Raw genomic sequence first — 23,158 nt, 5'->3', positions numbered from 1 at the left:
GTCGAAGCGTCAGATCTCGTCGATCGAGGCGGACTCGAATCGGCTGGAGATGTTGATACCGAGCTCTTCCGCTGCGCGGAATGCCTCGTCGTCAGTGTCGCGGAGGTTGACCGCGGTGCCGTCCGCCGAGAGGACCTCGACGTTCAGGCAGAGCGACTGCATCTCCTTCATGAGCACCTTGAACGACTCGGGGATGCCAGGCTCCTGGATGTTCTCGCCCTTGACGATCGCCTCGTAGACCTTCACGCGGCCGAGGATGTCATCAGACTTGATCGTGAGGAGCTCCTGGAGCGCGTATGCCGCACCGTAGGCCTCAAGCGCCCACACTTCCATCTCACCGAAGCGCTGTCCACCGAACTGTGCCTTACCACCGAGCGGCTGCTGGGTGATCATGGAGTACGGTCCGGTCGAGCGGGCGTGGATCTTGTCGTCCACCAGGTGGTGGAGCTTCAAGATGTACATGTAGCCCACCGAGACCGGCGCAGGGAACGGCTCGCCAGAACGACCGTCGAACAGGACCGTCTTTCCGGTCGAGTCGATCAGGCGGTGGCCATCGCGAGTCGGCAGCGTCGAGTCGAGAAGACCTGCAATCTCGTGCTCTTCAGCGCCGTCGAACACCGGGGTGGCGACCTTGGTGCCAGGAGCGGCCTCGAAAGCGACCTCGGGCAGCGTTGATGCCCACTCCGGGTTACCTTCGACCTTCCATCCCTGCTTGGCGATCCATCCGAGGTGGGTCTCCATGACCTGGCCGAAGTTCATACGTCCCGGGATACCCAGCGGGTTCAGGACGATGTCGACCGGGGTGCCATCCGGAAGGAACGGCATGTCCTCGATCGGGAGGATCTTCGCGATGACACCCTTGTTGCCGTGACGGCCAGCAAGCTTGTCGCCCTCGGTGATCTTGCGCTTCTGAGCGATGTAGACCACGACGCGGCGGTTGACGCCGCTGCCGAGCTCGTCATCGCCATCTTCCGCGTTGAACTCCTTGACAGCGATGATCGTGCCCTGCTGACCGTGGGGAACCTTCAGCGAAGTGTCGCGAACTTCACGGCTCTTCTCGTTGAAGATCGCACGGAGCAGACGCTCCTCAGCGCTCAGCTCGGTCTCGCCCTTCGGCGTGACCTTGCCGACGAGGATGTCACCGGGGCGAACCTCGGCGCCGATGCGGATGATGCCGCGCTCGTCGAGGTCCTTCAGCAACTCGGGGCTGACGTTGGGGAGGTCACGGGTGATCTCCTCCTTGCCGAGCTTCGTGTCGCGGGAGTCAACCTCGTACTCTTCGATGTGAATCGAGGAGAGGGTGTCGTCCTTCACCAGGTCCTGGCTGAGGATGATCGCATCCTCGAAGTTGTAGCCTTCCCACGGCATGAACGCGACGAGCAGGTTCTTGCCGAGCGCGAGCTCACCGTTCTGGGTGGCGGGACCATCAGCGATGATCTCGCCGACCTCGACCCGCTCGCCTGCGGAGACGACGACCTTCTGGTTGTAGGACGTGCCCTGGTTCGAGCGGTCGAACTTGCGCAGGTAGTACTCCTGCGTTCCACCCTCGTCGAGCTGAACGACAACGCGGTCTGCGGAGACCTCGGTGACGACTCCGGCCTTCTCAGCCGAGATGACATCACCGGCGTCGATGGCTGCGTAGCCTTCCATACCGGTTCCGACCAGCGGCGAGTCGCTGCGCAGCAGCGGCACAGCCTGACGCTGCATGTTCGCGCCCATGAGCGCGCGCTGTGCGTCATCGTGTTCAAGGAACGGCACGAGCGAGGTTGCAACCGACACCATCTGACGCGGCGACACGTCCATGTAGCCGATCTCGGCGGGCTCGAACATGTCGACCTCACCGCTACCGCCCTTAGGACGAGCAAGCACGTGGCTGTCGAGGAAGGCGCCATCCTTGCCCAGCGGCGCGTTGGCCTGAGCAATGTTGAAGTCAACCTCTTCGGCTGCCGTGAGGTAGTCGATCTGGTCGGTCGCCTTGCTGTCGACGACGCGGCGGTACGGGGTCTCGATGAAACCGAAGGCGTTGATGCGCGCGAAGGTTGCCAGCGAACCGATCAGACCGATGTTCGGGCCTTCAGGGGTCTCGATGGGGCACATGCGGCCGTAGTGCGACGGGTGAACGTCACGCACCTCGACGCCTGCGCGGTCACGTGAGAGACCACCGGGGCCGAGGGCCGAGAGGCGGCGCTTGTGGGTCAGACCCGCGAGCGGGTTGTTCTGATCCATGAACTGCGACAGCTGCGACGTTCCGAAGAACTCCTTGATCGCGGCGACGACAGGACGCACGTTGATCAGGGTCTGCGGCGTGATCGCTTCGATGTCCTGTGTGGTCATGCGCTCGCGAACGACGCGCTCCATACGGGACAGACCGGTGCGAACCTGGTTCTGGATGAGCTCGCCAACGGCGCGGATGCGACGGTTGCCGAAGTTGTCGATGTCGTCCGTCGCCATACGGATCTCGGCCTTCTTGCCGCCGCGGAGGCCGGTGAAGGTCTCATCGCCACGGTGCAGACGCACGAGGTACTTGATGGTCGCGACGATGTCTTCGACCGTCAGCACCGAGGAGCCCAGCGGCTGGTTCAGGCCCAGCTTCTGGTTGATCTTGTAGCGACCGACCTTCGCGAGGTCGTAGCGCTTCGAGTTGAAGTAGAAGTTATCCAGCAGCGCACGGGCGGCCTCAGCGGCAACCTGCTCGCCCGGACGGAGCTTGCGGTAGATGTCGCGAAGCGCGTCTTCCTTGGTGAGGATGGTGTCCTTGGCCAGCGTCTCCTCGATCGAGGGGAAGCCACTGAACTCAGCGAGAATCTCTTCGCTGGTCATGCCGAGGGCCTTCAGGAACACGGTGACGGACTGCTTGCGCTTGCGGTCGATGCGCACGCCGACCTGGTCGCGCTTGTCGATCTCGAACTCGAGCCATGCACCACGGCTCGGGATGACGCGAGCGGAGACGATGTCCTTGTCAGAGGTCTTGTCCGGGGACTTGTCGAAGTAGACACCCGGGGAGCGCACCAGCTGCGACACGACGACACGCTCGGTGCCGTTGATGATGAACGTGCCCTTGCCGGTCTGCAGGGGGAAATCACCCATGAAGACGGTCTGAGTCTTGATCTCACCGGTCTGGTGGTTCATGAACTCGGCTTCGACGTACAGCGGAGCAGCGTAGGTCTTGCCACGCTCCTTGCACTCGTCGATCGAGTACTTCTCCGGCTCCAGGTACGGGTTCGTGAAGCTCAGCTGCATGGTCTCGCTGAGGTCTTCGATCGGGGAGATCTCCTCGAAGATCTCCTCCAGACCACTGAACTCATTGAGGTCCGTACGGCCGGCCTTCTTGCCTTCGGCGAGACGGGTCTTCCACGCTTCGTTGCCGACGAGCCAATCAAACGACTCGGTCTGCAACGCGAGAAGGTCAGGAACCTCCAGCGTGTCGGAGATCTTGGCGAACGAGAGCCGCGAGACGCCGCGCCCGTTCTTGTTGGTGGTGGATGTGGATGCGTTGCGAGCAGCAGCCAAGGGAATAACCTCCGTGAGCCCCGCAGGGCTTCTCGATTCCTTTGTCGTCAGGTGAGTGCGCGTTCGTATGCTCAACAACTGCCGACCACCATATGAGGGCAGGGAGAACCGAGGCGCAAAGATCAACTATACGTCGGATTTCGCGACATGGCAAGCGGAATCCTTGACCAATTCCGGATGCTGCGGTATTGGCATCCGTTCGTCAGGAGGCGATGTTGAGTTCGTTGCCGGGAATGGATGCCAGCAACCGCCGTGTGTACGGGTCTCGAGGGTTCGTGAAGATCTCCTCACTGGTGGCCGCCTCGACGAGTGCGCCGTCCTTCATCACGCATACGTAGTCGCTGATCAACCGCACGACGGCCAGATCGTGCGAGATGAACAGATAGCTCAGCCCGTACTCACGTTGCAGGTCGCCCAGCAGCGTCAGGATCTGATCCTGCACGAGCACATCCAGCGCCGAGACCGGCTCATCGCAGACGATCAGCTCCGGCGACAAAGCCAGCGCCCGAGCGATTGCTACGCGCTGACGCTGACCGCCGGAGAGCTCTGCCGGGTACCGGCGCAGCATCGACTGCGGCAGCGCCACATCATCCAGCAACTGTCGCACCCGTTTACGCCGATCGGCGCTATTGCCGCGCCGGTAGAACTCCAGCGGTTCAGCGATCAGACGCTCGATCGTGAACATCGGGTTCAGGCTCGAATACGGATCCTGGAAGATCGTCTGCACGCGCTGCCGGAAGTCGCGCGTCTCCGCACGGCTGAGCGCGGAGATGTCTTTGCCCTCGAACGTGATCAGGCCGCTGGTCGGCTCGATCACCTTCAACAGCATCCGCGCTGTCGTGGTCTTGCCCGACCCCGACTCCCCCACGATCGCGACCGTCTCGCCCCGAGGAATCGCCAGGGAGACATCGTCGACGGCGACGAAGTCCTCGCCGCGACCGCGCACCGGGTACACCTTGGTGAGGTTCTTGATCTCGACGATGTTGTCGGATGCGACGGAGGCACGTTTCGCCTCGCTCCGCTCACTCACCGACCGGGTCTTGTCGGATGCCGCAGTAAATGCCGCCGGCTGCAGGCGCGCCACCGCGACCGACGGTGCCGCCGCGACGAGGGACTGCGTGTACGGATGCTGTGGGGCTTCCAGGATCTGCTTCGCCGCGCCCTGCTCCACAACCTTGCCGCGGTGCATCACGATCACGCGCTCTGCCCGCTCCGCCGCCAGGCCGAGATCGTGCGTGATCAGCAGCACCGCGGTGCCGAGCTCGCGCGTCATTGCACCGATCTGATCGAGAATCGTCTGCTGCACGGTGACATCCAGCGCACTCGTGGGTTCGTCCGCGATCAACAGGCGCGGATTGCACGCCAATCCGATCGCGATCAGTGCACGCTGGCGCATGCCGCCGGAGAACTCATGGGGGTACTGCTTCGCCCGCTTCTCAGCATCCGGAAGCCCCGCGGCTTCCAGCGCCTCGACGACCTTCGCAGACACGTTCTGCCGGGTGGCAAGACCGTGCGCGAGCAGCGTCTCGGCGACCTGCGTTCCGATCTTGGCGACCGGGTTTAGGTTCGACATCGGGTCCTGCGGAACGAGCCCGATGTCGCGCCCGCGAATCTTCTGCAGCTCGGACTCGGATGCTTTCGAGATCTCCGCTCCGTCTAACCGGACGCTGCCGGCGGCGATGCGTCCGCCACCGGCCAACAGCCCGATGATCGCCATGGCCGTGGTGGATTTGCCGGAGCCGGACTCCCCCACGATCGCGACTGTCTCGCCCGCGGAGATCTCCAGGCTCACGCCCTCGACCGCGTGCACGACGCCGTCGACGGTATTGAAATCCACGGCGAGATCCTCAACAGAGAGGAGGGGGGCGGTCATGCTCTGCTGCTTCATCGACATATCAGCGTGCTCTCGTTCTCGGGTCCATGGATTCGCGCAGCGCCTCACCGAAGAGGGTGAAGCCCAGAGCTGTGACGGCAATACAGATACCCGGGAAGAACGCCAGCCACGGCGCAATCGCCAGTTCACTCTGTGCGTAGGTCAGCATCCGCCCCCATTCCGCCGTCTCCGGACGCCCGCCGCCGAGGCCGAGGAACGACAGCGCTGCCGCATCGATCACGGCCGTCGCCAGGGTGAGTGTTGCCTGCACGATGACGGGGCCGATCGCATTCGGCAACACGTGCGACATGGTGATTCGTCCGCGGCCGAGGCCCAGTGTCTGCGCGGAGAGCACGTAGTCGCTTGAGCGCTGCTGCAGCATCGATGCGCGCAGGAGCCGAGCGAAGATCGGCACCTGTGAGGCACCGATGGCGATCATGACCGCAGATGGCGTCTGTCCCAGGATCGCCGCGATGGAAACCGCCAGCAGCAGGTTCGGCACCGACAGGATGATGTCGACGATGCGCATGATGACCGTGTCCACCCAGCCGCCGAAGGTTCCGGCGATAAGGCCGAGGATCATGCCGCCCACCAACCCGATGGCGGTGGAGATGACGCCGACCATCAACGATGCCTGCGCACCCCAGATGAGCTTCGACAGCACGTCGCCGCCGAATCGGTCCAATCCGAGAGGGAATTCCGGGAGCTCACCCGGACCCGGAATATTCGTCGGCGTGATGAACTTCGCACCGGGAAGAGCGGTCTCCGGATACGGCGCCAGCAACGGAGCGAGAGCCGCGATGAGCAGGAAGATGAGCACGATGGCCGCGCCGATCCATGCGGTCGGATTGTGCCGCAGCCGGCGGAAGACATCACGCCAGAAGCCGCCGGTGCTGTCTTTGAGTTCGGACTGTGCGATGGCAACGGTGTCGATGACCTCGCCGCCCTGTGCTGGTGGAAGCGGAACGCTCATTGCACCCTCACTCTCGGGTCGATGAAGCTATAGGAGACGTCCACCGCGAGGTTAATCAGCGCGTAGGCGATGGCGATGAAGATGATGAAGCCCTGCAGCACGGGGAAGTCACGGGTGAAGATGGCCCGCGCCAGGAACGAGCCGATGCCGGGGAAGGCGAACACCGTCTCGGTCAGCACCGCCCCCGAGATCAGCAATCCCGTCTGCAGACCGATCGTTGTGATCACCGGCAGCATGGAGTTGCGGAGGATGAAGCGTCCGCGCAGCGTCGATGCGGACACACCCTTTGCGCGTCCGGTGCGCACATAGTCGGCGTTCTGCACCTCGAGCACGCTCGCGCGGGTGATGCGGACGATGATCGCCAACGGGATGGTGCCCAGTGCGAGTGCGGGCAGGACCAGATGCAGGAACGCATCCCACGACGCATCGAATTCGCCGGTGATGATGCCGTCCCACACGTAGAAGCCGGTGGGATGAGTGGCATCTATTCGCGGGTTCTGGCGCCCGTCCGAGGGCAACCAGCCCAGCTGAACGGCGAAGATGTATTTCAAGATGAAGGCCAGGAAGAACACCGGAATGGTGATGCCGACCAGGCTCAGCACAACAGCAGCGTGATCGCTGAACTTGCCGTGTCGTCGCGCCGCCCAGTATCCCAGCGGAATGCCGACGCCGACCGCGAAGATCAGAGCGGTGATCGACAGTTCAATCGTCGCGGGGAAGCGGCGGAGGAACTCTTCCAGCACCGGACGGTTGGTCTGAATAGAAGTGCCGAAATCGCCCTGCAGCAGCCGACCGATCCAGATGAAGTACTGCTCGATCAGCGGCTTGTTGAAACCATAGAGTTCGTTGATTCGGGCGACGGCTTCTGGCGTCGCCTTCTCTCCGAGAAGTGCGACCGCCGGGCCGCCGGGAAGAGCTCTGACCCAGGCGAACAGCAGAATGCTCAGGCCCAGCAGAGTCGGAATGAGAAACAGCAGTCGCCTGCCGATGGTGCGCAGCAAAAAGTACTCCCAGCTTTTCAGGTGCGTGGTGGCACCCGGTTCGCACCGGGTACCACCACGCGTGAATCCTTACTTGGTGAGGACGATGTCCGTGAAGACCTCGTCATTCACCGGGCTGGCAGGGTAGCTTTCGACCCGCGGGTCGAAGGCCAGGGTGGGTGCCGGGTGCGCGAGCGGGACGCCGGGGATGAACTGCGCGACATCCTCGTTGATCTGCTCGTACAGCGCGCTCTGCTCTTCCAGGTTCGCGATGCCGCGCGCCTCGGCGAGCTTCTGGAAGAGGTCAGGGTTGTCGAAGCCCCACTCGGAGCTCTGCTGGCCGAAGAAGACTCCGACGAAGTTGTCGGTGTCGTTGTAGTCACCCGTCCAGCCGAGCAGGTGGATGCCGTGGTCTGCGGTGCCGGTCGTGCGGTCGAGGTACTCGCCCCACTCTTCGGATACGGGAGTGGTCTCCACGCCGACGGCCGCCAGCTGTGTCGAGAGCACGGTGAAGATCTGCTCGGGGTCCGGCATGTACGGGCGCGAGACGTTGACCGGGTAGTTGAAGTCCAGCTTCAGCGGATTGGCCTCGGTGTAGCCGGCCTCCGCGAGAAGCTCCTTGGCCTTCTCGGGGTCGAAGTCGTAGGTGGTGACGTCTTCGTTGTAGCCGTTGACGACCGGAGGCATGAACTCGATCGCCTTCTGTGTTCCCTCGGGAAGAACCTGAGTGATCAGGGCATCCTTGTCGATCGCGAACGACAGCGCCTCACGAACAGTGGGGTCCTGCAGCTCGGGGATCGCCTGGTTGAACGCCAGGTAGAGGATCGTGAACGGCGGACGGGAGACCATCTGGAATCCGTCCTCCTCCAGCGCCTGTGTGTCTGCCGGGCCAACGAGGTCGTAACCGTCGATCGCCCCGGACTCCAGCGCCTGGCGGCGGGCTGTCGGGTCATCGATCGTACGGAAGATGATCTCGTCGATCTGGCCCTGTTCACCCCAGTAACCGTCATAGGCCGTGAGCGTGACCTGCTCGCCCGGAGCCCACTCATCGAACTGGAAGGGGCCGGTTCCGACCGGGTGCGCCATGCCGTACTCGGACATCTGCGGAGCCTCGGCGGAGCCGCCGACCTCGTCTGCGCCGAACTCCGCCATCGCGGAGGGGCTCTGCATCGAGAATGCCGGCAGTGACAGAGCGGGGATGAAGCCGGCGAACGGCTTGTTCAGCTCGACCGTGACGGAGTAGTCGCCGTCCGGGGTGCATGACTTGTAGACAGCCTGTTCCGGGTTCGACGCGAAGCCCTGGAACAGCTTGTAGTAGTAGTACCCGAAGGCCTCGGACGCGGCAAGGCCCGTCCAGTTGTACCAGCGATCGAAGTTGGAGCAGACGGCCTCGGCGTTGAATGGGGTGTCGTCGTGGAAGGTCAGCCCTTCCTTCAATGTGAAGGTGTGGCTCATGCCGTCTTCGCTGGAGTCCCACTTCTCCGCGAGCAGAGGCGCGGGGTCTGCGGTTCCGGGCTCGGTACCGATCAGGCCCTCGAAAATCTGACGTGAGACGCGGAACGTCTCGCCGTCCTGGGCGAAAGCCGGGTCGAGAGCCACGGGGTCCGAAGACGCGGCGAACACGAATGTGCCGTCGATGTCGCTCGTGCTCTCACCGGAGTCCTCGGTGTCGGCTTCTCTCTCGCTGGCGACACAACCCGCGAGCAGCATGGCTGCGATCGCGGTGCCGGTGACGGCGATGAGGCCTCGTCGACGCATGGATGAGTGGTTCATGCTGGGTACCTTCCCTGTGGGCGCTTCGTTGCGCGTGCTAGGGCGTCGTCGCCCCATCACGGTGATGATCTGACGCTACCCAGCACGCTCCAGTTATCCAAACGCTTCCGTGTTTCGATCTGGTATCGGCTGGGTAACGCTTGCGCCTCCGCGCGGACGACCGTCGCACCGTAGGCTCGTTCCCATGGGTAGAACGCGCACAAAAGACACCGAGCATCCTCAGGCCCATCTGGACCACGGCGGCATCGCGCGGATCATCCCGTCGGAGTTCACCAGCGGATTCGAACTCATCGTCGACGACACCCCGCAGTCGCATGTCGATCTCGACGACCCGACGCATCTGCACTTCGAGTACATCGTGCGCATGGGTGCCGTCATCGATCAGCTCACGTCCCCGGGCGCAGCCCTGACAGCCGTACATCTCGGCGCCGGAGCGCTGACCATTCCGCGCTACATCGCTGCGACCCGGCCGGGTTCTCGTCAGCAGGTGATCGAACTGGAAGCCCCACTCGCAGCTCTCGTTCGCGAGCATCTTCCCCTGCCGCGCGACGCGTCGATCCGCGTGCGCATCGGCGATGCGCGGGAGGGCGCGCGTAAGCTCCCACCTGCGCTGACCGGTGTGTGCGATCTGGTCGTCTCTGACGTCTACTCCGGCGCACAGACACCAGCACACTTGACCAGCGTCGAGTTCTACACGGAGCTCCGCACCCTCCTCGCGCCATCAGGGGTGCTGCTGGTCAACGTCGCCGATGGCCCCGGTCTCGCCTTCGCAAGACGGCAGGTCGCCACAATCGCCACCGCCCTTCCGGAGGTCGCACTGCTCGCCGATACGCAGGTGCTCAAGGGGCGCCGGTTCGGGAACCTGGTCATCGCAGCATCCGCCTCTCCCCTGCCCACCGAGTGGCTGCCCCGGATGCTGGCTGCTGGTCCCCATCCGGCGAAGATCGCTCAGGGCGCCGAGATCGCGGCCTTCGCGAAGGGCGCCCACATCGTCACAGACGCGGATGCTGTGGCATCCCCGAAGCCGGATGCATCGCTGTTCCTGCGCTGAAATGCCCTTCCGGGGCGCGCCAGCGGCCCCTCCTGCGCAATGACAGGCAGACTAGGACAAGCGCTGCGAGAGGAGAGCACAATGGGTTACATCAAGGGTTACGACCCAGACACTCTTCGGGAACAGGTCGACCAGGTCGAATGCGCTGCCCGACTGTCTGAGATCGAAGCTCAACGGAGCCTGCCGGCGCTGCTTGAGCGCGTCTGGCTGTTGAAGGTTCTCGACCGTCTGGATGAGGCGCTGCACCTCTCGGACGAGTCCGTCCGGGTCGCACGCATGGCGGGGACTCGAAAGGACGTACTGCGTTCCCGTGTGCTGCACGCGACGATTCTGCAGTACCGCGGCGCGTATGCTGCCGCGGAGCAGGAATTGGCAACCTGCGCGTCTGAAGCCGAAGGACAGGGCTGGGCATCGATCGCGGCATTCGCGTACCAGCATCACGGCAAGAATGCCTACGATGCCGGCGACTTCGACCAGGCTCGGGACAGCTTCAAGCAGGCGCTGTTCCTGCGCCGCGAGGCCGGTGCTGCCGACCCCGAGCTGGAAACCGCGCTGCTGGCGATCGAGGCTGCAGAGAAGCGCCGCAGCGGACAGCTCGTCTTCCCCTGACCACCGGGTCGCCCCGAATGTCTGCGGGATGTTTTACGCTGGGCGCATGGCGGACCTGAACCGTGTGCGCGTCTGGGGCGAGGCGCTGATTCGGATGCACCTCGACGAGACCTGGTCCTTCGGCTTCGACCATGCCAAGCGCCGTGCCGGGCAGTGCGATTTCGGGGCGAAGAAGATCACTGTGTCGCGCTATCTCGCGGCACGTTTCGACGACGACGAAATCCACCAGGTGCTGCTGCACGAGGTCGCTCATGCCCTCGCCGGGCACAAGGCCGCGCACGGGGCGAAGTGGAAACGCATCGCCCGTGACCTCGGCTACGTCGGCGGCACCACGCACCACGGCGAAACGGCCGAGGAGCTCGCACCGTGGGTCGGAACGTGTCCGACCGGCCACGTGACCTATCGTCATCGCCGCCCTGGCCGGCCGACCTCATGCGCCAAGTGTTCGCGGGCGTTCGACGCGCGGTTCGCGTTCGAGTGGGTTCGTCGCGAGATCAGCCCGGCGACGAAGCTCGCCGCTCAGACACCGCGCTGACTCGTCGCCCTACCGGAACGTGATGAACTTGCCCCCGTTGAGCACGGGCACGGCGTCTGTCGCATCGATTTCGGCTGCCGCCTTCGGCTCGGTCGGAACGATCCCCGCCGCGATCATTCGCTCGGTCGCCACTGCTCCCCCGACCCCCGCTGCGAGTTCTTTAGCCGATCCCGAGGCCGTGAGCAGATGCCGCATGGCCCGGCGCAGTCCGCGCGCGGATTCGCACGCTGCGGCCGCTTCCGGTGAGGTGTGATCTGCGCCGAGATCGCTGAGCGCGGAGATGATGGTTCCGGCTCCCAGCTGGTCTTCGACGGCGAAGCGGAGGTCACCGGCATCCGTTCGCTCGCCAGCGGCGATCACGTTCACCGAGGTTCGCATCTGACGGCGATTCTGGATCTCGAGCACCGCGCGCGCAACGGCCGAAGCGTTGCGCAGCGACCCGAGCAGGACGGTGGCACCCTGCGCGGCCGCGGCGACGGCGGCCCCGTTCGGCGACCACTGCCGTGCATCGGCGAGTTCGATGGATTGCCCGGATGCCACGGCATCCGTCACCGACGAGGAGAACCGCAGCACGTCGACCACGACCACGACGTCGGCCGCGGCCAGCCGCTCGAGTCCGGCGATTCCCCAGTCGAAACGGACCTGAAACGACGACTGATCGAAGGGGTGCGACATGTGCCTAGCCTAGAAGATTCCCCATGACCGAGCCGTGGCAGTGGCACCGGCCCTGGCGCCGGCCCCGGCACCGGCCCCGGCACCGGCCCTGGCGCGCGCCTGGCGCGCGCACCCGCTCAATCGACGGCGAGCGCCTCGACCGGGGCGACGCGAGTCGCGAGGCGGGTGGGGGTCGCTGCGGCGATGAGCGTCAGCATCCCCGTTGCCACCACGATCACCGCAATCGGCAGCCATGGCACGGCGGGTGCCACGAGTCCCGCAGCTTGGTCGAAGTCCGGCGGCATCTGCACCGAGCCGAGCAGCGACTGCGCCGCGATCCATCCGTAGGCGATGCCGAGCAGCAGCCCCGTCGCCGTCGCCGTGATTGTGATGTGCAGTGCCTCGAGCAGGATCATCTGCCGCACCTGACGGTTGGACAGACCAACCGCGCGAAGCAGCCCGAGCTCGCGCCGACGCTGCACGACGCCGATCGTCAGCAGGTTCACCAACCCCACTCCGGCGATCACCGCCGAGATTCCGACCAGCACCATCATGATCGTGCCGAAGCTGTCCATGATCATCGAGAAGTCAGAGTCGAGCTCACCACCGGCCGCTTTCGTGAGCAGCACCTCCACCGACTCGAGTGCGACAGCAAACATCGTCACCAGAGTGACGCCCATCACCACGCCGATGGCCATGCGGCTGGAACGCTCCGGGTAGCGCAACGCGTTCTCCGCGGCGAGCTTCGCCGTCGCGGAGCGGCCAAAAAGCCGCCCGACGATGCGCAGCGCCGGCGGCATGATGAGCACCGCGCCCACCGACAATCCGGTGAACGACAACAGCCCGCCGAGGAACGACACGATCACACCGAGCGGAGTGACCAGCCCCGCCAGGACGCCCAGCGCGAGCAGCACCGCACCCACGACGAGCAGCACCAGCGCCCCGACGTGACGGGCCGGCCGTGCCGCAGCATCCGCATGTGAGCGCTCGACGGAACCGGCAATCGCCTGCAACGGCGTCACAGCCAGCACGCGGCGAGATCCGACCCATGCGGCGGCCCAAGTCGTCAGCACGACACCGACAGCCGGAATGAGGATCGTCGGCTGCGTCATCGTGAAGTCGGAGACGGGGCCCAGGAAATTTTCGGCAAGATAGACCCCGGCTGCCGCGAGCAGGAGGCCCACGATCAGCCCCTGCACCGCACCGATCACGCCGACGACAAGGCCCTGCTGTGCCACTTCTGCCCGCTGCGAGCGCGCGCTGGCCCCGATCAGCCGCATCAGCGCGATGCGTCGGGTGCGTCCGGCGATGATCGTCGAGAAGGTGTTCGCCGTGACGATGGCCGCGACATAGAGAGCCACGCCGACCAGCAGCACGCTGAGGATTGTGACGACCGCTGCGAGTGTGCCGCTGTCGCCGATGTAGGGGTCGGACTTCAGCATTGCGCCGATGTAGGCGGTCGCTTCGACCAGCACGACGCCGAACGCCGATGAAAGCGCCGCGACCAGAATGCTGGCGCCCATCCCCCGGTCGCGCAGCCAACCGAACCGCGGACCAGTGGCCGTCGACTCCGGAACGAACGTCGCCACGGCGCTCATACTGCTACCTCGGCCGCCAGCATGTACGACGCGATCTGCTCGGCGCTCTGACGCGGGTGGTCGGCGACGATGCGGCCATCGCCGAGGAAAAGCACCCGGTCGGCGTGACTGGCGGCGATCGCATCATGAGTGACCATGGCGATCGACTGTCCCTGCTCGCGGCTGGCGGTTGCCAGCAATTGCAGCACCTCACGCCCCGAGCGCGAGTCGAGATTGCCGGTCGGCTCATCGGCGAAGACGAGGTCAGGGGCCGTAGCGAGCGCGCGAGCGATGGCGACGCGCTGCTGCTGTCCGCCGGAGAGCTCGTGCGGGCGGTGGGTCAACCGGGTCGCCAGCCCGAGCCGGTCGACAAGCCCGTCGATGCGCGCTTTCTCGATCGCGCTGGGTCGCCGGCCGTCGAGCTCGAACGGCAGCATGATGTTTCCAAGAGCGTCGAGGGTGGGCACGAGGTTGAACGCTTGGAAGATGAAGCCCACACGCCGGCGGCGCAGAATCGTCAGGTCGAGGTCGCTGAGGCCGGTGATGTCGGTGTCGCCGATCCACGCGCGCCCAGCAGTCGGCGCATCCAACCCCGCCATGATGTGCATGAGGGTGGACTTTCCCGAGCCGGACGGCCCCATGATCGCGGTGAACTGTCCGCGCCGGATGCCGACGCTGACGTCATCGAGTGCGGTGACGGCTCCGGCTCCTGAGCCGTACGACTTGGTGAGGTGCTGCACGCGGGCAGCGAGCCCGAGGTCGGTGGTTGTGATCTCCATACCTACGACGTTACGAAGAGCGGATGCCATGACACATCGCCCGTACGGAGCATCCGTGTACATCCCAAGGATGATCCGCGAGACTTCACTTATGTCCGCAATATCGCGGAATTTGGTGACATACGTGAAGTTTCGCGGGGGGGGTGTGGGGGTGTGTCAGGGGGTGGTCAGTCCGTGCTCGAACGCGAAGACGACCAGCTGCACGCGGTCGCGCAGGGCGAGTTTGGTGAGGATACGACTGATGTGCGTTTTCACCGTGGCCTCGCTGAGGAACTCCCGCCCGGCGATCTCGGCGTTCGACAGACCGCGGGCAGCGAGTGCGAAGATCTCCCGCTCGCGGTCGGTGAGAGCCGCGAACTGCGCCGGCACCGGCTTTGCCTGCTCTGTGAAGTGCGCGAACAGCTCACGAGTGGCGGATGCTGCGATCACGCTCGACCCGGAATGAACGGTGCGGATCGCCGCCAGGAGAAACTCCGGATCAGCGTCTTTCAGCAAGAACCCGCTGGCGCCCTGACGGATCGCTCTGGCGGCCGCCTCATCGAGATCGAAAGTGGTGAGCATCACAACCCGGGGCGCATCCGACTTCTTCAGGATCTCAGCGGTGGCGGTGAGTCCGTCCATCACCGGCATCCGGATATCCATCAGGACGACATCCGGCCGTGATCCGGTCACCGCGGCGAGCGCTTCTTGCCCATTGCCCGCCTCGGCGACGACTTCCATGTCTGGTTGCGAGGAAACCAGCATCCGGATGCCGGCACGAAACAGTGCCTGATCATCGACGAGCATTACGCGGATCATTCATTCTCCTCCGAAATTACAAGAGCATCGGATGCTGTTCCGATCGGCAGCGACCCACACACCACGAATTCATCGCTCTCGCGCGCAGCGGTGAGGGAACCGCCGATGAGTTGCGCGCGTTCACGCATGCCGACCAGGCCGTGCCCGCCCGGCACTGACTGCGTCGCATCCGCGGTGACAGCGTTGCGCACTTCGAAGTCGACTCGGTCCGGCATCCAGGCCAGGCGCACATCCACAACGGCCTGCGCGCCGCCCGCACCATGCCTGATCGCATTCGTCAATGCCTCTTGCAGAATGCGATACACCGCGAGCTGAATCGCCCCGGGCGGCTCGCCCGGTGGCATCGGATCAACGGTGACGCGCGGCTCAACACCCGCCTGGCGCACATGCTCGAAAAGCTGTTCGAGGTCGGCGAGGGTCGGTTGCGGGCCATCACCCTGGCGGTGGCGGAGTTGTGTCAGCAGCATCCGCACGTCGGACAGTGCCCCTCGGGCCGTCTGCGCAATCGTGCCGAGCGCCTCGGTGGCCACGCCAGGATCGGATGCTGCGGCATAGCGAGCCCCGTCAGACTGAGCCACAATCACCGCCAGCGAATGCGCGACGATGTCGTGCATGTCGCGTGCGATGCGCACCCGTTCCTGTTCTTCCGCTGCAGAGAGCTCGGCGACCGACTGTGCTTCGCGGCTGGTGCGCCAGCGCAGCACCATACGCCACCCGAAGCCTCCGAGCCAGGGCGAGCCGAGCGCAAGGATGCTCATGATCGCTACAAGGACAAACGTGGCCACCGCGCTGGCGAATCCGGTCGCGGTGAACCCGCCGAGGACGAACGCGATCTGCGCGGCAGCGACGATGCCGCCGACGAACGATGAGGCAAGCCCCGCCCAGAAGACACGCGTCGTGCCCCACGCGGCCGTCGCGTACAGCACACCCAGGATCGCAAGGTTGATCGGCAGTGGGCCGAGTCCACCCGCCAATTGCACGATCGCGCCGGCCCAGGCTGCGATGAGCGCGATTCCGGGAGCAAGTCGTCCGATCGCGACCGCGCCAAACTGCAGCACCCCTGCGATGACCAGGGCGATGACGCCGACGGCCTCAGTCATTGTCGTGCTGAGGTTTCCGGACCCGTAGAACGCCAGCGATGTCAGTGTCAGTATCGCGAACAGCACGAACGACCCGACGACGTCGAGGACGAGCGAGGTGCGAGACAGCGGTCGGATCACCCTCTCACGCTACGCGAGGCACCGTGCCCCGGCATCCGCCGGAAGATGTATCCGCGAAACTTCACGTATGTCACGCGCAGCGCCCTTTTTAGCGACACACGTGAAGTTTCGCGGATGGGGAGGGCGCGGGCGGCGCTCAGGCGCGTGCGAGGATCTCGCCGTGCGGGAGGAGATACCAGCCGTCGCCGTCGTCCGCCCAGGCACGCCACGCGGTACTGATGCGCTGGAGGTCTGCGCCGGTCGCCATCCCGCTATCGACAAGTTGGCGTGCGAGCGCCGACTCGAGAATGCGGTCGGCCCACATACCGCCCCACCACGCGCGCTCCTCAGGCGTCGCATAACACCAGGTGGATGCTGTCGCCGTCACCTGTTCGAACCCCGCAGCCCGAGCCCACGAGAGTAGTCGGCGTCCGGCATCCGGCTCCCCGCCGTTCGCGCGCGCCGCAGCCCGGTACAGCCGCAGCCACTCATCGAGTTCGGGCAGCAGCGGAAACCAGACGAAGCCGGCATAATCGGCGTCGCGCGCAGCGACGATTCCGCCGGGCTTCGTGATCCGTCGCATCTCGCGCAGCGCCTGCACCGGATCAGCCACGTGCTGCAGCACCTGGTGCGTGTGCACGATGTCGAAAGAGTTGTCAGCGAAGCTCAGCGCGTGCACGTCTTCGATCGAGAAGTCGATGTTCGCCACGCCCGACTCTGCGGCGAGTTTCTGCGAGAGTGCCAGCTCGGCCGGGCCGATCTCGGTCGCGGTGACGTGCGCGACGTGATGTGCGAACTCGACCGTGATCGTGCCCGGTCCCGCACCGACGTCGAGAAGTCGCGCATCAGCATTCAGGTGCGGGCGAAGGTACTCCGCCGAGTTCGCGATCGTCCGGTTGCTGTGCGAGCGCAGCACAGACTCGTGGTGTCCGTGGGTGTAGTTCGCCATCCCTCCAGCATCCCACGCCCCCTGCGCCCCTTGCGCCCCTTGCGCCCCTTGCGAGTGGGCGCGCGTGGCTGCATTTCCGGCAAAAGTGGAGCCACAAACGCCCACTCGCAAGGGGTTTTTAGAGCAGGCGGCGGACGGCCTCGCGGTCGGGCTTGCCGGATGCCAAGGTGGCAATCTCGTCGACGATGAGAAGCCTGGCGGGACGCGCAGGCTTGCCCAGCTCTGCAGCGACGACCTCGCGCGCATGCTCGAGCTGCTCGGCCTCGCTGCGGCGCAGCGCCGGCCCCCGCGCGGCAACGATTACAGATGCTTCGCCCCACCGCTCGTCCTCGACGCCGACAGCCACGGCACCGGTGAGCCCCGGGATGCTGCGAACCAGCCGTTCAACACGATCGAGCGAAATGTTGACGCCGCCGGAGACGATCACATTGTCGGCCCGGCCGTGCACGCGCACGACGCCGTCCTCGACGATGCCGAGGTCGCCAGTGCGATACCAGCGGATGCCGTGCTCATCGCGCACGAACGTCCGCGATGTGAGGCCGGGGTCGCCGAGGTATCCATCAGCGAGCATGGGGCCGGCGATGCGCAGCTCCCCCTCAACCTCTCTCACAGCAACGGTTTCCAACGGGATGCCGTCGTACACGCATCCACCACTCGTCTCGGACGAACCGTAGGTGCGGACAAGACGAGCGCCCATCCCCGCTGCGCGCTCGCGCACGGGCTCAGGCAGCGCCTGTCCGCCGACGAGAATCGCCTGGTATGCCTGGAGAGCGGCGAGTACTGTCGTGTCTTCCTGCGCCGCTTCGAGAAGTGTCGACACCTGAGCGGGCACGAGCGAAGTAAACAGCTGCTCGGTGCCGGTACGAAGCATTGGCAGCGTCGCCTCGGCGAAGGATCGAGGCGAGAATCCGCCGTCCAGCGTCGCTGGTGTCGTGCCCGAGAGAATTGATCGGACCAACACTTGGAGCCCCGCGACGTATCCCGCGGGAAGAGCGAGCAGCCAGCGGCCGGTCCCGATCCGGCTCGCAGTCGCTTCGGCGCTGGCACGCAACGCTTCGGCACTCACGACCACTCGTTTGGGGATGCCACTTGATCCTGAGGTACCGATCACCGCGGCCGTGCCGTCAGCGACGGTGGCTGGCCGATCGCCCAGCATCCCGAGCCCGAGAGCCGGCCCGCCGTCCAGTGCCCCCCTCAGCGCACCCAACAAGGCAAGTGGATCTTCCCCATCCGTCGAAATCAGCGCGCGAGACTTCGCGTATGTACTGTTCTCGGGGTCAATCTGGGACATAAGTGAAGTCTCGCGAGCCGTGTGCGGGGTGGTCAGAAGTGGTACGGGAAAGGGGACCAATCGGGGTCGCGCTTCTCGAGGAAGGAGTCGCGGCCTTCAACAGCCTCATCGGTGCCATAGGCCAGACGCGTCGCCTCGCCGGCGAACACCTGCTGCCCCATCATTCCGTCATCGACAGCATTGAACGCGAACTTCAGCATGCGGATCGCCGTGGGCGACTTCGTCAGCACCGTGCGCGCCATCTTCAGTGCTTCACGTTCCAGATCCTCGTGCGGCACGACACGGTTGACCGCACCCATCTCATAGGCACGCTGCGCGGAGTACTCCTCGGCGAGGAAGAACACCTCGCGCGCGATCTTCTGCCCGGTCTGACGCGCCATGTAGGCCGAGCCATAGCCGGCGTCGAAGCTGCCGACGTCGGCATCCGTCTGCTTGAACTTGCCGTGCTCGGCAGAGGCAACCGACAGGTCGCAGACGATGTGCAGCGAGTGACCGCCACCGGCCGCCCACCCGGGGATCACAGCGATGACTACCTTCGGCATGAAGCGGATCAGGCGCTGCACCTCGAGAATGTGCAAGCGTCCGGCGCGAGCCGGGTTGGCGACCGCAGTCTCGTCCTCGGAGTACTTGTATCCGTCACGGCCACGGATGCGCTGGTCGCCACCGGAGCAGAACGCCCAGCCGCCGTCCTTCGCGCTCGGGCCGTTGCCGGTGAGCAGCACGGCGCCGATCTTTGGGTCCTGGCGGGCGATGTCGAGTGCCCGGTACAGCTCGTCGACCGTGTGCGGGCGGAACGCGTTGCGCACCTCCGGACGGTTGAACGCGATGCGGGCGACGCCGCCGTCGACGGAGACGTGCGCGGTGATGTCGGTGTAGTCCTCGGCGCCGGGCGCGAGCACCCATTCGGCCGGGTCGAAGAGATCGGAGACCATGAGTCCAGCCTATGCCTGGGCCGCTGTGCGACGCGCCTTGCGCCAGCCGTCGATGCTGTCCCACACGGCGATTCCGACAGCCGCAAAACCGGTCAGGATTGCGAGGATGCGCAGCGCGTCTTCGTCCACTGCTCCGGTGAACGCGAAGTCGATGAACTCGGGATTGATGAGATCGCCCCGACCGAGCAGCGTCAGCCACCAGCTCACGAAAAGCACGGCGAGTGCAGTGTTGAAGATCGCGAGGCCGCGGTTCCAGCTCTTATTCCCGTACACAGCGATGGCGAGCACGACTTCGGCGGCCAAGAGCACGAAGAGTCCTCCGATCCACCACGGCCACAGCTCGGGGTTGAGGATCGCGATGGGCTCGCCGCCGGTGGGAAAGAATCCGCGGAAGTGATCCCAGAGCACCGCGCCGGTCACGATCACCAGGTAGGCCAGGGAGGTGATGAGTTCAGTGCGTGGCGCCTCCTTCACCTGCGGATCCGGGAGCTGGTCCACGTCCCAGCGCACCCCGGTGTCTGCCCCTGTGCGCTCCAGCACGGCGAACACCAGCGTCACCCAGAATGCGATGTGCACGGCGACGCTCAGCCCGATTCCAATGGCCGAGCCGATGGTCTCACCGATGTTCCCGCCCGCGATCGCCTGACCGAGCGCGACTGCGCCAGCCACCGATACCGGAACAATGATCAGCAGCAGCTTCAGCAGGCGCCACCAGGTGAGGTAGTAGCGCGGACCGATCAGGTGCAGCGGCCGATCGGCGAAGCCCGCGGCGAGCGCAGCCGGATCGCCCAGCTCGGTGAGCACTGTGCGCTCGGCATCCTCTTGTGTTTGCCCCTGCTCGAGACGCGCATCGACGGCATCCGCGATGGATGCCTCGAGCTCGACGCGCACGTCGTCCCGTGCGGTGGGGTTCAAAGTTTTCGTGACGGCAGCGATGTACCGCTCGGTGAGTGTGGCGGTCATTTCAGTGCTCCTCGGTGTCTGAAGATGTGGAGGTGAGCGTGGCGATCGCGGCAGTGAGCGCGAGCCAATCCTGGGTGAGCGTGTCAGCGAGCCGGATGCCCGCCTCTGAGGTGCGGTAGAACTTGCGGGGCCTGGCCTCGTCGGTGTTCCACTCGCTGGTGAGGTACTCCTGCTTCTCGAGCCGGCGAAGCAGGGGGTACAGCGTGTTCGCATCGGTGGCGAAGCCGCGACGCACGAGTTCCTCGAGCAGCGCGTAGCCGTACCCGGGACTCCGCAGCAACTGCAGACACGCAAGCACGACAGTGCCGCGCCGCAGTTCCTGCAGATGCGTATCCAGCGTCTCACTCATGTCGATCACATTACTGTGCCTCACACACTATAGTCAATGCCACATTATTATTCAGGCCCTGATCCGATCGACTAACGTCGATCACATGCCTGTGCACCTCACCCGAATCGACCCTTTCGACAACGATGCCGTGGACATCTGGTGGGAGATCTACGCGGCCGCGGAGCGCGCTGATCGCGGCCAGGACACCCCGGTGTGGACACTCGAGGAATCTCGACTCGAACTGCAGCAGCGCACCGACACGATCGAGCGGCGCGCCTACCTTGCGCACCTCGACGGCGATGTCGCCGCATCCGCGCGGCTCGCACTGCCCCAGCGCGACAACGTGCACAGCGCCGAGCTCGGCGTGCATGTCGCACCGGCGCTGCGACGACGCGGGATCGGTAGCGCCGTACTGACACTGCTAGAAGGCGACGCACAAGCCGCCGGGCGCAGCATCCTGAACAGTGAGACCTCCTGGCCATATGCCGCGGGCGAGGACGGCACCGGAATCCCCGGCCGTGAGTTCGCCCGACGGCACGGATACGCGCTGGCGCTCGGCGACGTGCAGAGCCGGCTCCGACTGCCCGTCGACGCTGCGCTACTCGATGGGCTCGATGCCGAGGCATCCGGGCACTCCGCCGGGTACACACTGCAATCATGGGTCGGGGCTGTGCCGGAGGAAGTCGTCGCGGGCTGGGCAGCGTTGGATGCCGCGGTCGAAACAGAGGCGCCGATTGGTGCGCTCGAGATCGAAGCGCGCACCGCGGACGTCGCAGATGTGCGCGCGACCGAAGCCTTGCTGGCGCAGCAGAATCGCACCAGCTACGGCACGATCGCGCTGGATGCCGACGGCCGAGTCGCCGCTTTCACGCAAATCGTCGTGTCCGGAGGCGATGGGAACGCGTACCAGTGGGGCACGCTCGTGCACCGCGATGCCCGCGGAAACCGACTCGGCACTGCGGTGAAGCTTGCGAACCTGCGGATGCTGCAGGCCCACTCTCCGGAGACCGCGGCGGTGTACACATACAACGCCGGCGTGAACGAGCACATGCTCGCCATCAACACCCGCCTGGGCTTCGCCCCCTCCGAACGCCTGGGCGAACTCCAAAAACGTTTGACCTGACTGGCATCCCAATTCCCAGACAGGCCCGCGGTGCCACGGCGTGTCGGCCGTATGACACGCCGTGCTGAGCACTCTGCATCTGGGATTCGGCACTCCGCGAGTGCATGATGGGGACATGAACGTCCCGCTCGCAGAGTTGCTCGGTACCGCCCGCGTCGTCGCATTGCCGATGACCACGCGCTTTCGTGGAGTGGACGTACGCGAAGCGCTACTACTGGAGGGGCCTGAGGGCTGGGCGGAGTTCTCCCCGTTCCTCGAATATGCGGATGCCGAGGCATCCGTCTGGCTCGCCGCAGCGATCGACTACGCCTGGAATGCGCAGCCAGCGCCGCTGCGCGACCGGATCCCGGTCAATGCCACGGTGCCCGCCGTCGCCGCCGACCGCGTTGCCGACGTGCTGGCACGTTTCCCCGGATGCCGCACCGCCAAGGTGAAGGTCGCAGAGCCCGGCCAGCACCTGAGTGACGACATTGCCCGCGTGCAGGCCGTGCGCGAAACGCTCGGGCCCGAAGGACGCGTGCGCATCGACGCCAACGCCGCCTGGAACGTGGACGAGGCAGAACGGGCCCTGCATGCTCTCGCCGAATTCGACCTCGAGTACGCCGAACAGCCGTGCGCGAGCATCGACGAGCTGGCCGAAGTGCGCCGCCGCGTGAAGTACATGGGCATTCCGATCGCCGCCGACGAGAGCATCCGCAAGGCGCAGGACCCGATCGCTGTGGCCCGCGCAGGCGCCGCCGACCTGATCGTCATCAAGGCACAACCCCTCGGCGGCATTCGCCGAGCGCTGGACATCGTCGCCGAAGCGGGTCTTCCGGCAGTGGTCTCCAGCGCATTGGATACAGCAGTCGGCCTCAGCCAGGGCGCGACCCTTGCCGCCGCACTCCCCCAGCTCGACTTCGACTGCGGCCTGGGCACCGGTGCACTGTTCGTCGAGGACGTCGCCGACCGCACACCTGTCGACGGAGCGATCCCGGTGGGCCGCGTCACTCCCGATGCATCGCGGCTCGACAGGCTCGCGGCATCCGCGGACCGTCGCGAGTGGTGGCTCGAACGCCTGACTCGCTGCCACGCGCGGCTCGCAGCATCCGCCAACTGACGCGAGAAACGTCTTACAGCACGAGAAACGTCGCAGTTCGACCTGTCTCATGTGTGATGTCTCAGGTCTTCGGTGACGGTTCTTGTCTCAGAACATTGGTGACGGTTTCTGTCTCAGGAGATGGGTAACGGTTCATGAAGCCGCGGGGTTTGCCGTTGC

The 23,158-nt window shown here is 65.3% G+C and carries 20 protein-coding genes; 5 read left to right on the top strand and 15 right to left on the bottom strand.

Annotation, left to right across the window (positions count from 1 at the left end; translation table 11 throughout):
- Positions 1-9: 9 nt before the first annotated feature.
- The 5 genes from rpoB to ACSS7Z_RS03455 form a co-directional block, all read right to left on the bottom strand.
- Complete coding sequence (gene rpoB / locus ACSS7Z_RS03475; RefSeq protein ID WP_438253090.1) at positions 10-3,510, bottom strand: DNA-directed RNA polymerase subunit beta; 3,501 nt, start codon at positions 3,508-3,510, stop codon at positions 10-12.
- A 202-nt stretch (positions 3,511-3,712) separates the two neighbouring features.
- Positions 3,713-5,383, bottom strand: coding sequence for an ABC transporter ATP-binding protein (locus tag ACSS7Z_RS03470; RefSeq protein WP_438253089.1), 1,671 nt, complete (start codon positions 5,381-5,383; stop codon positions 3,713-3,715).
- Between the two features lie 22 nt (positions 5,384-5,405).
- Positions 5,406-6,356 (bottom strand): ABC transporter permease, encoded by a 951-nt coding sequence (locus ACSS7Z_RS03465; protein WP_438253088.1) that lies wholly within the window; start codon positions 6,354-6,356, stop codon positions 5,406-5,408.
- The gene (locus ACSS7Z_RS03460; protein ID WP_438253087.1) at positions 6,353-7,357 is read right to left on the bottom strand and encodes an ABC transporter permease; all 1,005 of its coding nucleotides are present in this window, start codon (positions 7,355-7,357) and stop codon (positions 6,353-6,355) included. Before ACSS7Z_RS03460 ends, ACSS7Z_RS03465 begins: the two co-directional genes overlap by 4 nt.
- 69 nt (positions 7,358-7,426) lie before the next feature.
- The gene (locus ACSS7Z_RS03455) at positions 7,427-9,109 is read right to left on the bottom strand and encodes an ABC transporter substrate-binding protein (RefSeq protein WP_438253086.1); all 1,683 of its coding nucleotides are present in this window, start codon (positions 9,107-9,109) and stop codon (positions 7,427-7,429) included.
- Positions 9,110-9,293: 184 nt separating this feature from the next.
- Between ACSS7Z_RS03455 and ACSS7Z_RS03450 the strand changes: the two genes are divergently transcribed.
- From ACSS7Z_RS03450 to ACSS7Z_RS03440, 3 genes are all read left to right on the top strand, one after another.
- Complete coding sequence (locus tag ACSS7Z_RS03450) at positions 9,294-10,160, top strand: spermidine synthase (RefSeq protein ID WP_438253085.1); 867 nt, start codon at positions 9,294-9,296, stop codon at positions 10,158-10,160.
- Positions 10,161-10,241: 81 nt separating this feature from the next.
- Positions 10,242-10,769, top strand: a complete 528-nt coding sequence (locus ACSS7Z_RS03445; protein ID WP_438253084.1) for a hypothetical protein — start codon at positions 10,242-10,244, stop codon at positions 10,767-10,769.
- Between the two features lie 46 nt (positions 10,770-10,815).
- Entirely contained in the window at positions 10,816-11,304 is a 489-nt protein-coding gene (locus ACSS7Z_RS03440) for a SprT-like domain-containing protein (RefSeq protein ID WP_438253082.1), read from the top strand.
- Between the two features lie 9 nt (positions 11,305-11,313).
- On the opposite strand, the gene ACSS7Z_RS03435 is transcribed toward ACSS7Z_RS03440, so the two are convergent.
- The 10 genes from ACSS7Z_RS03435 to ACSS7Z_RS03390 all read right to left on the bottom strand — a co-directional run bounded on the left by ACSS7Z_RS03435 (position 11,314) and on the right by ACSS7Z_RS03390 (position 20,795).
- Positions 11,314-11,979: a 2-phosphosulfolactate phosphatase gene (locus ACSS7Z_RS03435; protein ID WP_438253081.1), complete on the bottom strand. Its 666-nt coding sequence runs from the start codon at positions 11,977-11,979 to the stop codon at positions 11,314-11,316.
- A gap of 116 nt (positions 11,980-12,095) precedes the next feature.
- On the bottom strand, positions 12,096-13,556 hold the full coding sequence (locus ACSS7Z_RS03430) for an ABC transporter permease (RefSeq protein ID WP_438253079.1): 1,461 nt from the start codon (positions 13,554-13,556) through the stop codon (positions 12,096-12,098).
- A complete protein-coding gene (locus tag ACSS7Z_RS03425; RefSeq protein ID WP_438253078.1) occupies positions 13,553-14,314 on the bottom strand; it encodes an ABC transporter ATP-binding protein in 762 nt (253 codons plus the stop codon). The genes ACSS7Z_RS03430 and ACSS7Z_RS03425 overlap by 4 nt, the downstream gene beginning before the upstream one ends.
- 156 nt (positions 14,315-14,470) lie before the next feature.
- Entirely contained in the window at positions 14,471-15,112 is a 642-nt protein-coding gene (locus ACSS7Z_RS03420) for a response regulator (RefSeq protein ID WP_438253077.1), read from the bottom strand.
- Positions 15,109-16,332: a sensor histidine kinase gene (locus tag ACSS7Z_RS03415; protein ID WP_438253076.1), complete on the bottom strand. Its 1,224-nt coding sequence runs from the start codon at positions 16,330-16,332 to the stop codon at positions 15,109-15,111. The genes ACSS7Z_RS03420 and ACSS7Z_RS03415 overlap by 4 nt, the downstream gene beginning before the upstream one ends.
- Positions 16,333-16,468: 136 nt before the next feature.
- Positions 16,469-17,260 carry a class I SAM-dependent methyltransferase gene (locus ACSS7Z_RS03410; RefSeq protein ID WP_438253075.1) on the bottom strand — a complete coding sequence of 264 codons (792 nt, stop codon included), beginning with the start codon at positions 17,258-17,260 and terminating at the stop codon, positions 16,469-16,471.
- Positions 17,261-17,378: 118 nt separating this feature from the next.
- Complete coding sequence (locus ACSS7Z_RS03405; RefSeq protein WP_438253074.1) at positions 17,379-18,551, bottom strand: AMP-binding protein; 1,173 nt, start codon at positions 18,549-18,551, stop codon at positions 17,379-17,381.
- 32 nt (positions 18,552-18,583) lie between these two features.
- A complete protein-coding gene (locus ACSS7Z_RS03400; protein WP_438253073.1) occupies positions 18,584-19,483 on the bottom strand; it encodes a 1,4-dihydroxy-2-naphthoyl-CoA synthase in 900 nt (299 codons plus the stop codon).
- A 9-nt stretch (positions 19,484-19,492) separates the two neighbouring features.
- On the bottom strand, positions 19,493-20,446 hold the full coding sequence (locus ACSS7Z_RS03395) for a permease prefix domain 1-containing protein (protein ID WP_438253072.1): 954 nt from the start codon (positions 20,444-20,446) through the stop codon (positions 19,493-19,495).
- Between the two features lies 1 nt (position 20,447).
- Positions 20,448-20,795 (bottom strand): PadR family transcriptional regulator, encoded by a 348-nt coding sequence (locus ACSS7Z_RS03390; protein WP_438253071.1) that lies wholly within the window; start codon positions 20,793-20,795, stop codon positions 20,448-20,450.
- 85 nt (positions 20,796-20,880) lie between these two features.
- Here ACSS7Z_RS03390 and ACSS7Z_RS03385 point away from each other — a divergent pair, with 85 nt between their 5' ends.
- Together ACSS7Z_RS03385 and ACSS7Z_RS03380 are read left to right on the top strand one after the other, a co-directional pair.
- Positions 20,881-21,900, top strand: coding sequence for a GNAT family N-acetyltransferase (locus ACSS7Z_RS03385; protein ID WP_438253070.1), 1,020 nt, complete (start codon positions 20,881-20,883; stop codon positions 21,898-21,900).
- Between the two features lie 115 nt (positions 21,901-22,015).
- Entirely contained in the window at positions 22,016-22,999 is a 984-nt protein-coding gene (locus ACSS7Z_RS03380; protein ID WP_438253069.1) for an o-succinylbenzoate synthase, read from the top strand.
- The last annotated feature ends 159 nt before the right edge of the window (positions 23,000-23,158 follow it).

The organism is Microbacterium wangyouchuni (assembly GCF_051546305.1).
Classification (GTDB): Bacteria; Actinomycetota; Actinomycetes; order Actinomycetales; family Microbacteriaceae; genus Microbacterium.
The sequence above is the reverse complement of the archived record's forward strand: the minus strand, read 5'-3'. Positions and strand labels throughout refer to the sequence as shown.

Bases quoted from the DNA above. Each gene is read 5' to 3' on its own strand.
- ACSS7Z_RS03380 (WP_438253069.1), top strand. From the start codon at position 22,016: ATGAACGTCCCGCTCGCAGAGTTGCTCGGTACCGCCCGCGTCGTCGCA.
- ACSS7Z_RS03470 (WP_438253089.1), bottom strand. From the start codon at position 5,383: ATGACCGCCCCCCTCCTCTCTGTTGAGGATCTCGCCGTGGATTTCAAT.
- ACSS7Z_RS03420 (WP_438253077.1), bottom strand. From the start codon at position 15,112: ATGATCCGCGTAATGCTCGTCGATGATCAGGCACTGTTTCGTGCCGGC.
- ACSS7Z_RS03450 (WP_438253085.1), top strand. From the start codon at position 9,294: ATGGGTAGAACGCGCACAAAAGACACCGAGCATCCTCAGGCCCATCTG.
- ACSS7Z_RS03405 (WP_438253074.1), bottom strand. From the start codon at position 18,551: ATGTCCCAGATTGACCCCGAGAACAGTACATACGCGAAGTCTCGCGCG.
- ACSS7Z_RS03385 (WP_438253070.1), top strand. From the start codon at position 20,881: ATGCCTGTGCACCTCACCCGAATCGACCCTTTCGACAACGATGCCGTG.
- ACSS7Z_RS03445 (WP_438253084.1), top strand. From the start codon at position 10,242: ATGGGTTACATCAAGGGTTACGACCCAGACACTCTTCGGGAACAGGTC.
- ACSS7Z_RS03395 (WP_438253072.1), bottom strand. From the start codon at position 20,446: ATGACCGCCACACTCACCGAGCGGTACATCGCTGCCGTCACGAAAACT.
- ACSS7Z_RS03435 (WP_438253081.1), bottom strand. From the start codon at position 11,979: ATGTCGCACCCCTTCGATCAGTCGTCGTTTCAGGTCCGTTTCGACTGG.
- ACSS7Z_RS03410 (WP_438253075.1), bottom strand. From the start codon at position 17,260: ATGGCGAACTACACCCACGGACACCACGAGTCTGTGCTGCGCTCGCAC.
- ACSS7Z_RS03425 (WP_438253078.1), bottom strand. From the start codon at position 14,314: ATGGAGATCACAACCACCGACCTCGGGCTCGCTGCCCGCGTGCAGCAC.
- ACSS7Z_RS03400 (WP_438253073.1), bottom strand. From the start codon at position 19,483: ATGGTCTCCGATCTCTTCGACCCGGCCGAATGGGTGCTCGCGCCCGGC.
- ACSS7Z_RS03465 (WP_438253088.1), bottom strand. From the start codon at position 6,356: ATGAGCGTTCCGCTTCCACCAGCACAGGGCGGCGAGGTCATCGACACC.
- ACSS7Z_RS03440 (WP_438253082.1), top strand. From the start codon at position 10,816: ATGGCGGACCTGAACCGTGTGCGCGTCTGGGGCGAGGCGCTGATTCGG.
- ACSS7Z_RS03455 (WP_438253086.1), bottom strand. From the start codon at position 9,109: ATGAACCACTCATCCATGCGTCGACGAGGCCTCATCGCCGTCACCGGC.
- ACSS7Z_RS03430 (WP_438253079.1), bottom strand. From the start codon at position 13,556: ATGAGCGCCGTGGCGACGTTCGTTCCGGAGTCGACGGCCACTGGTCCG.
- ACSS7Z_RS03390 (WP_438253071.1), bottom strand. From the start codon at position 20,795: ATGAGTGAGACGCTGGATACGCATCTGCAGGAACTGCGGCGCGGCACT.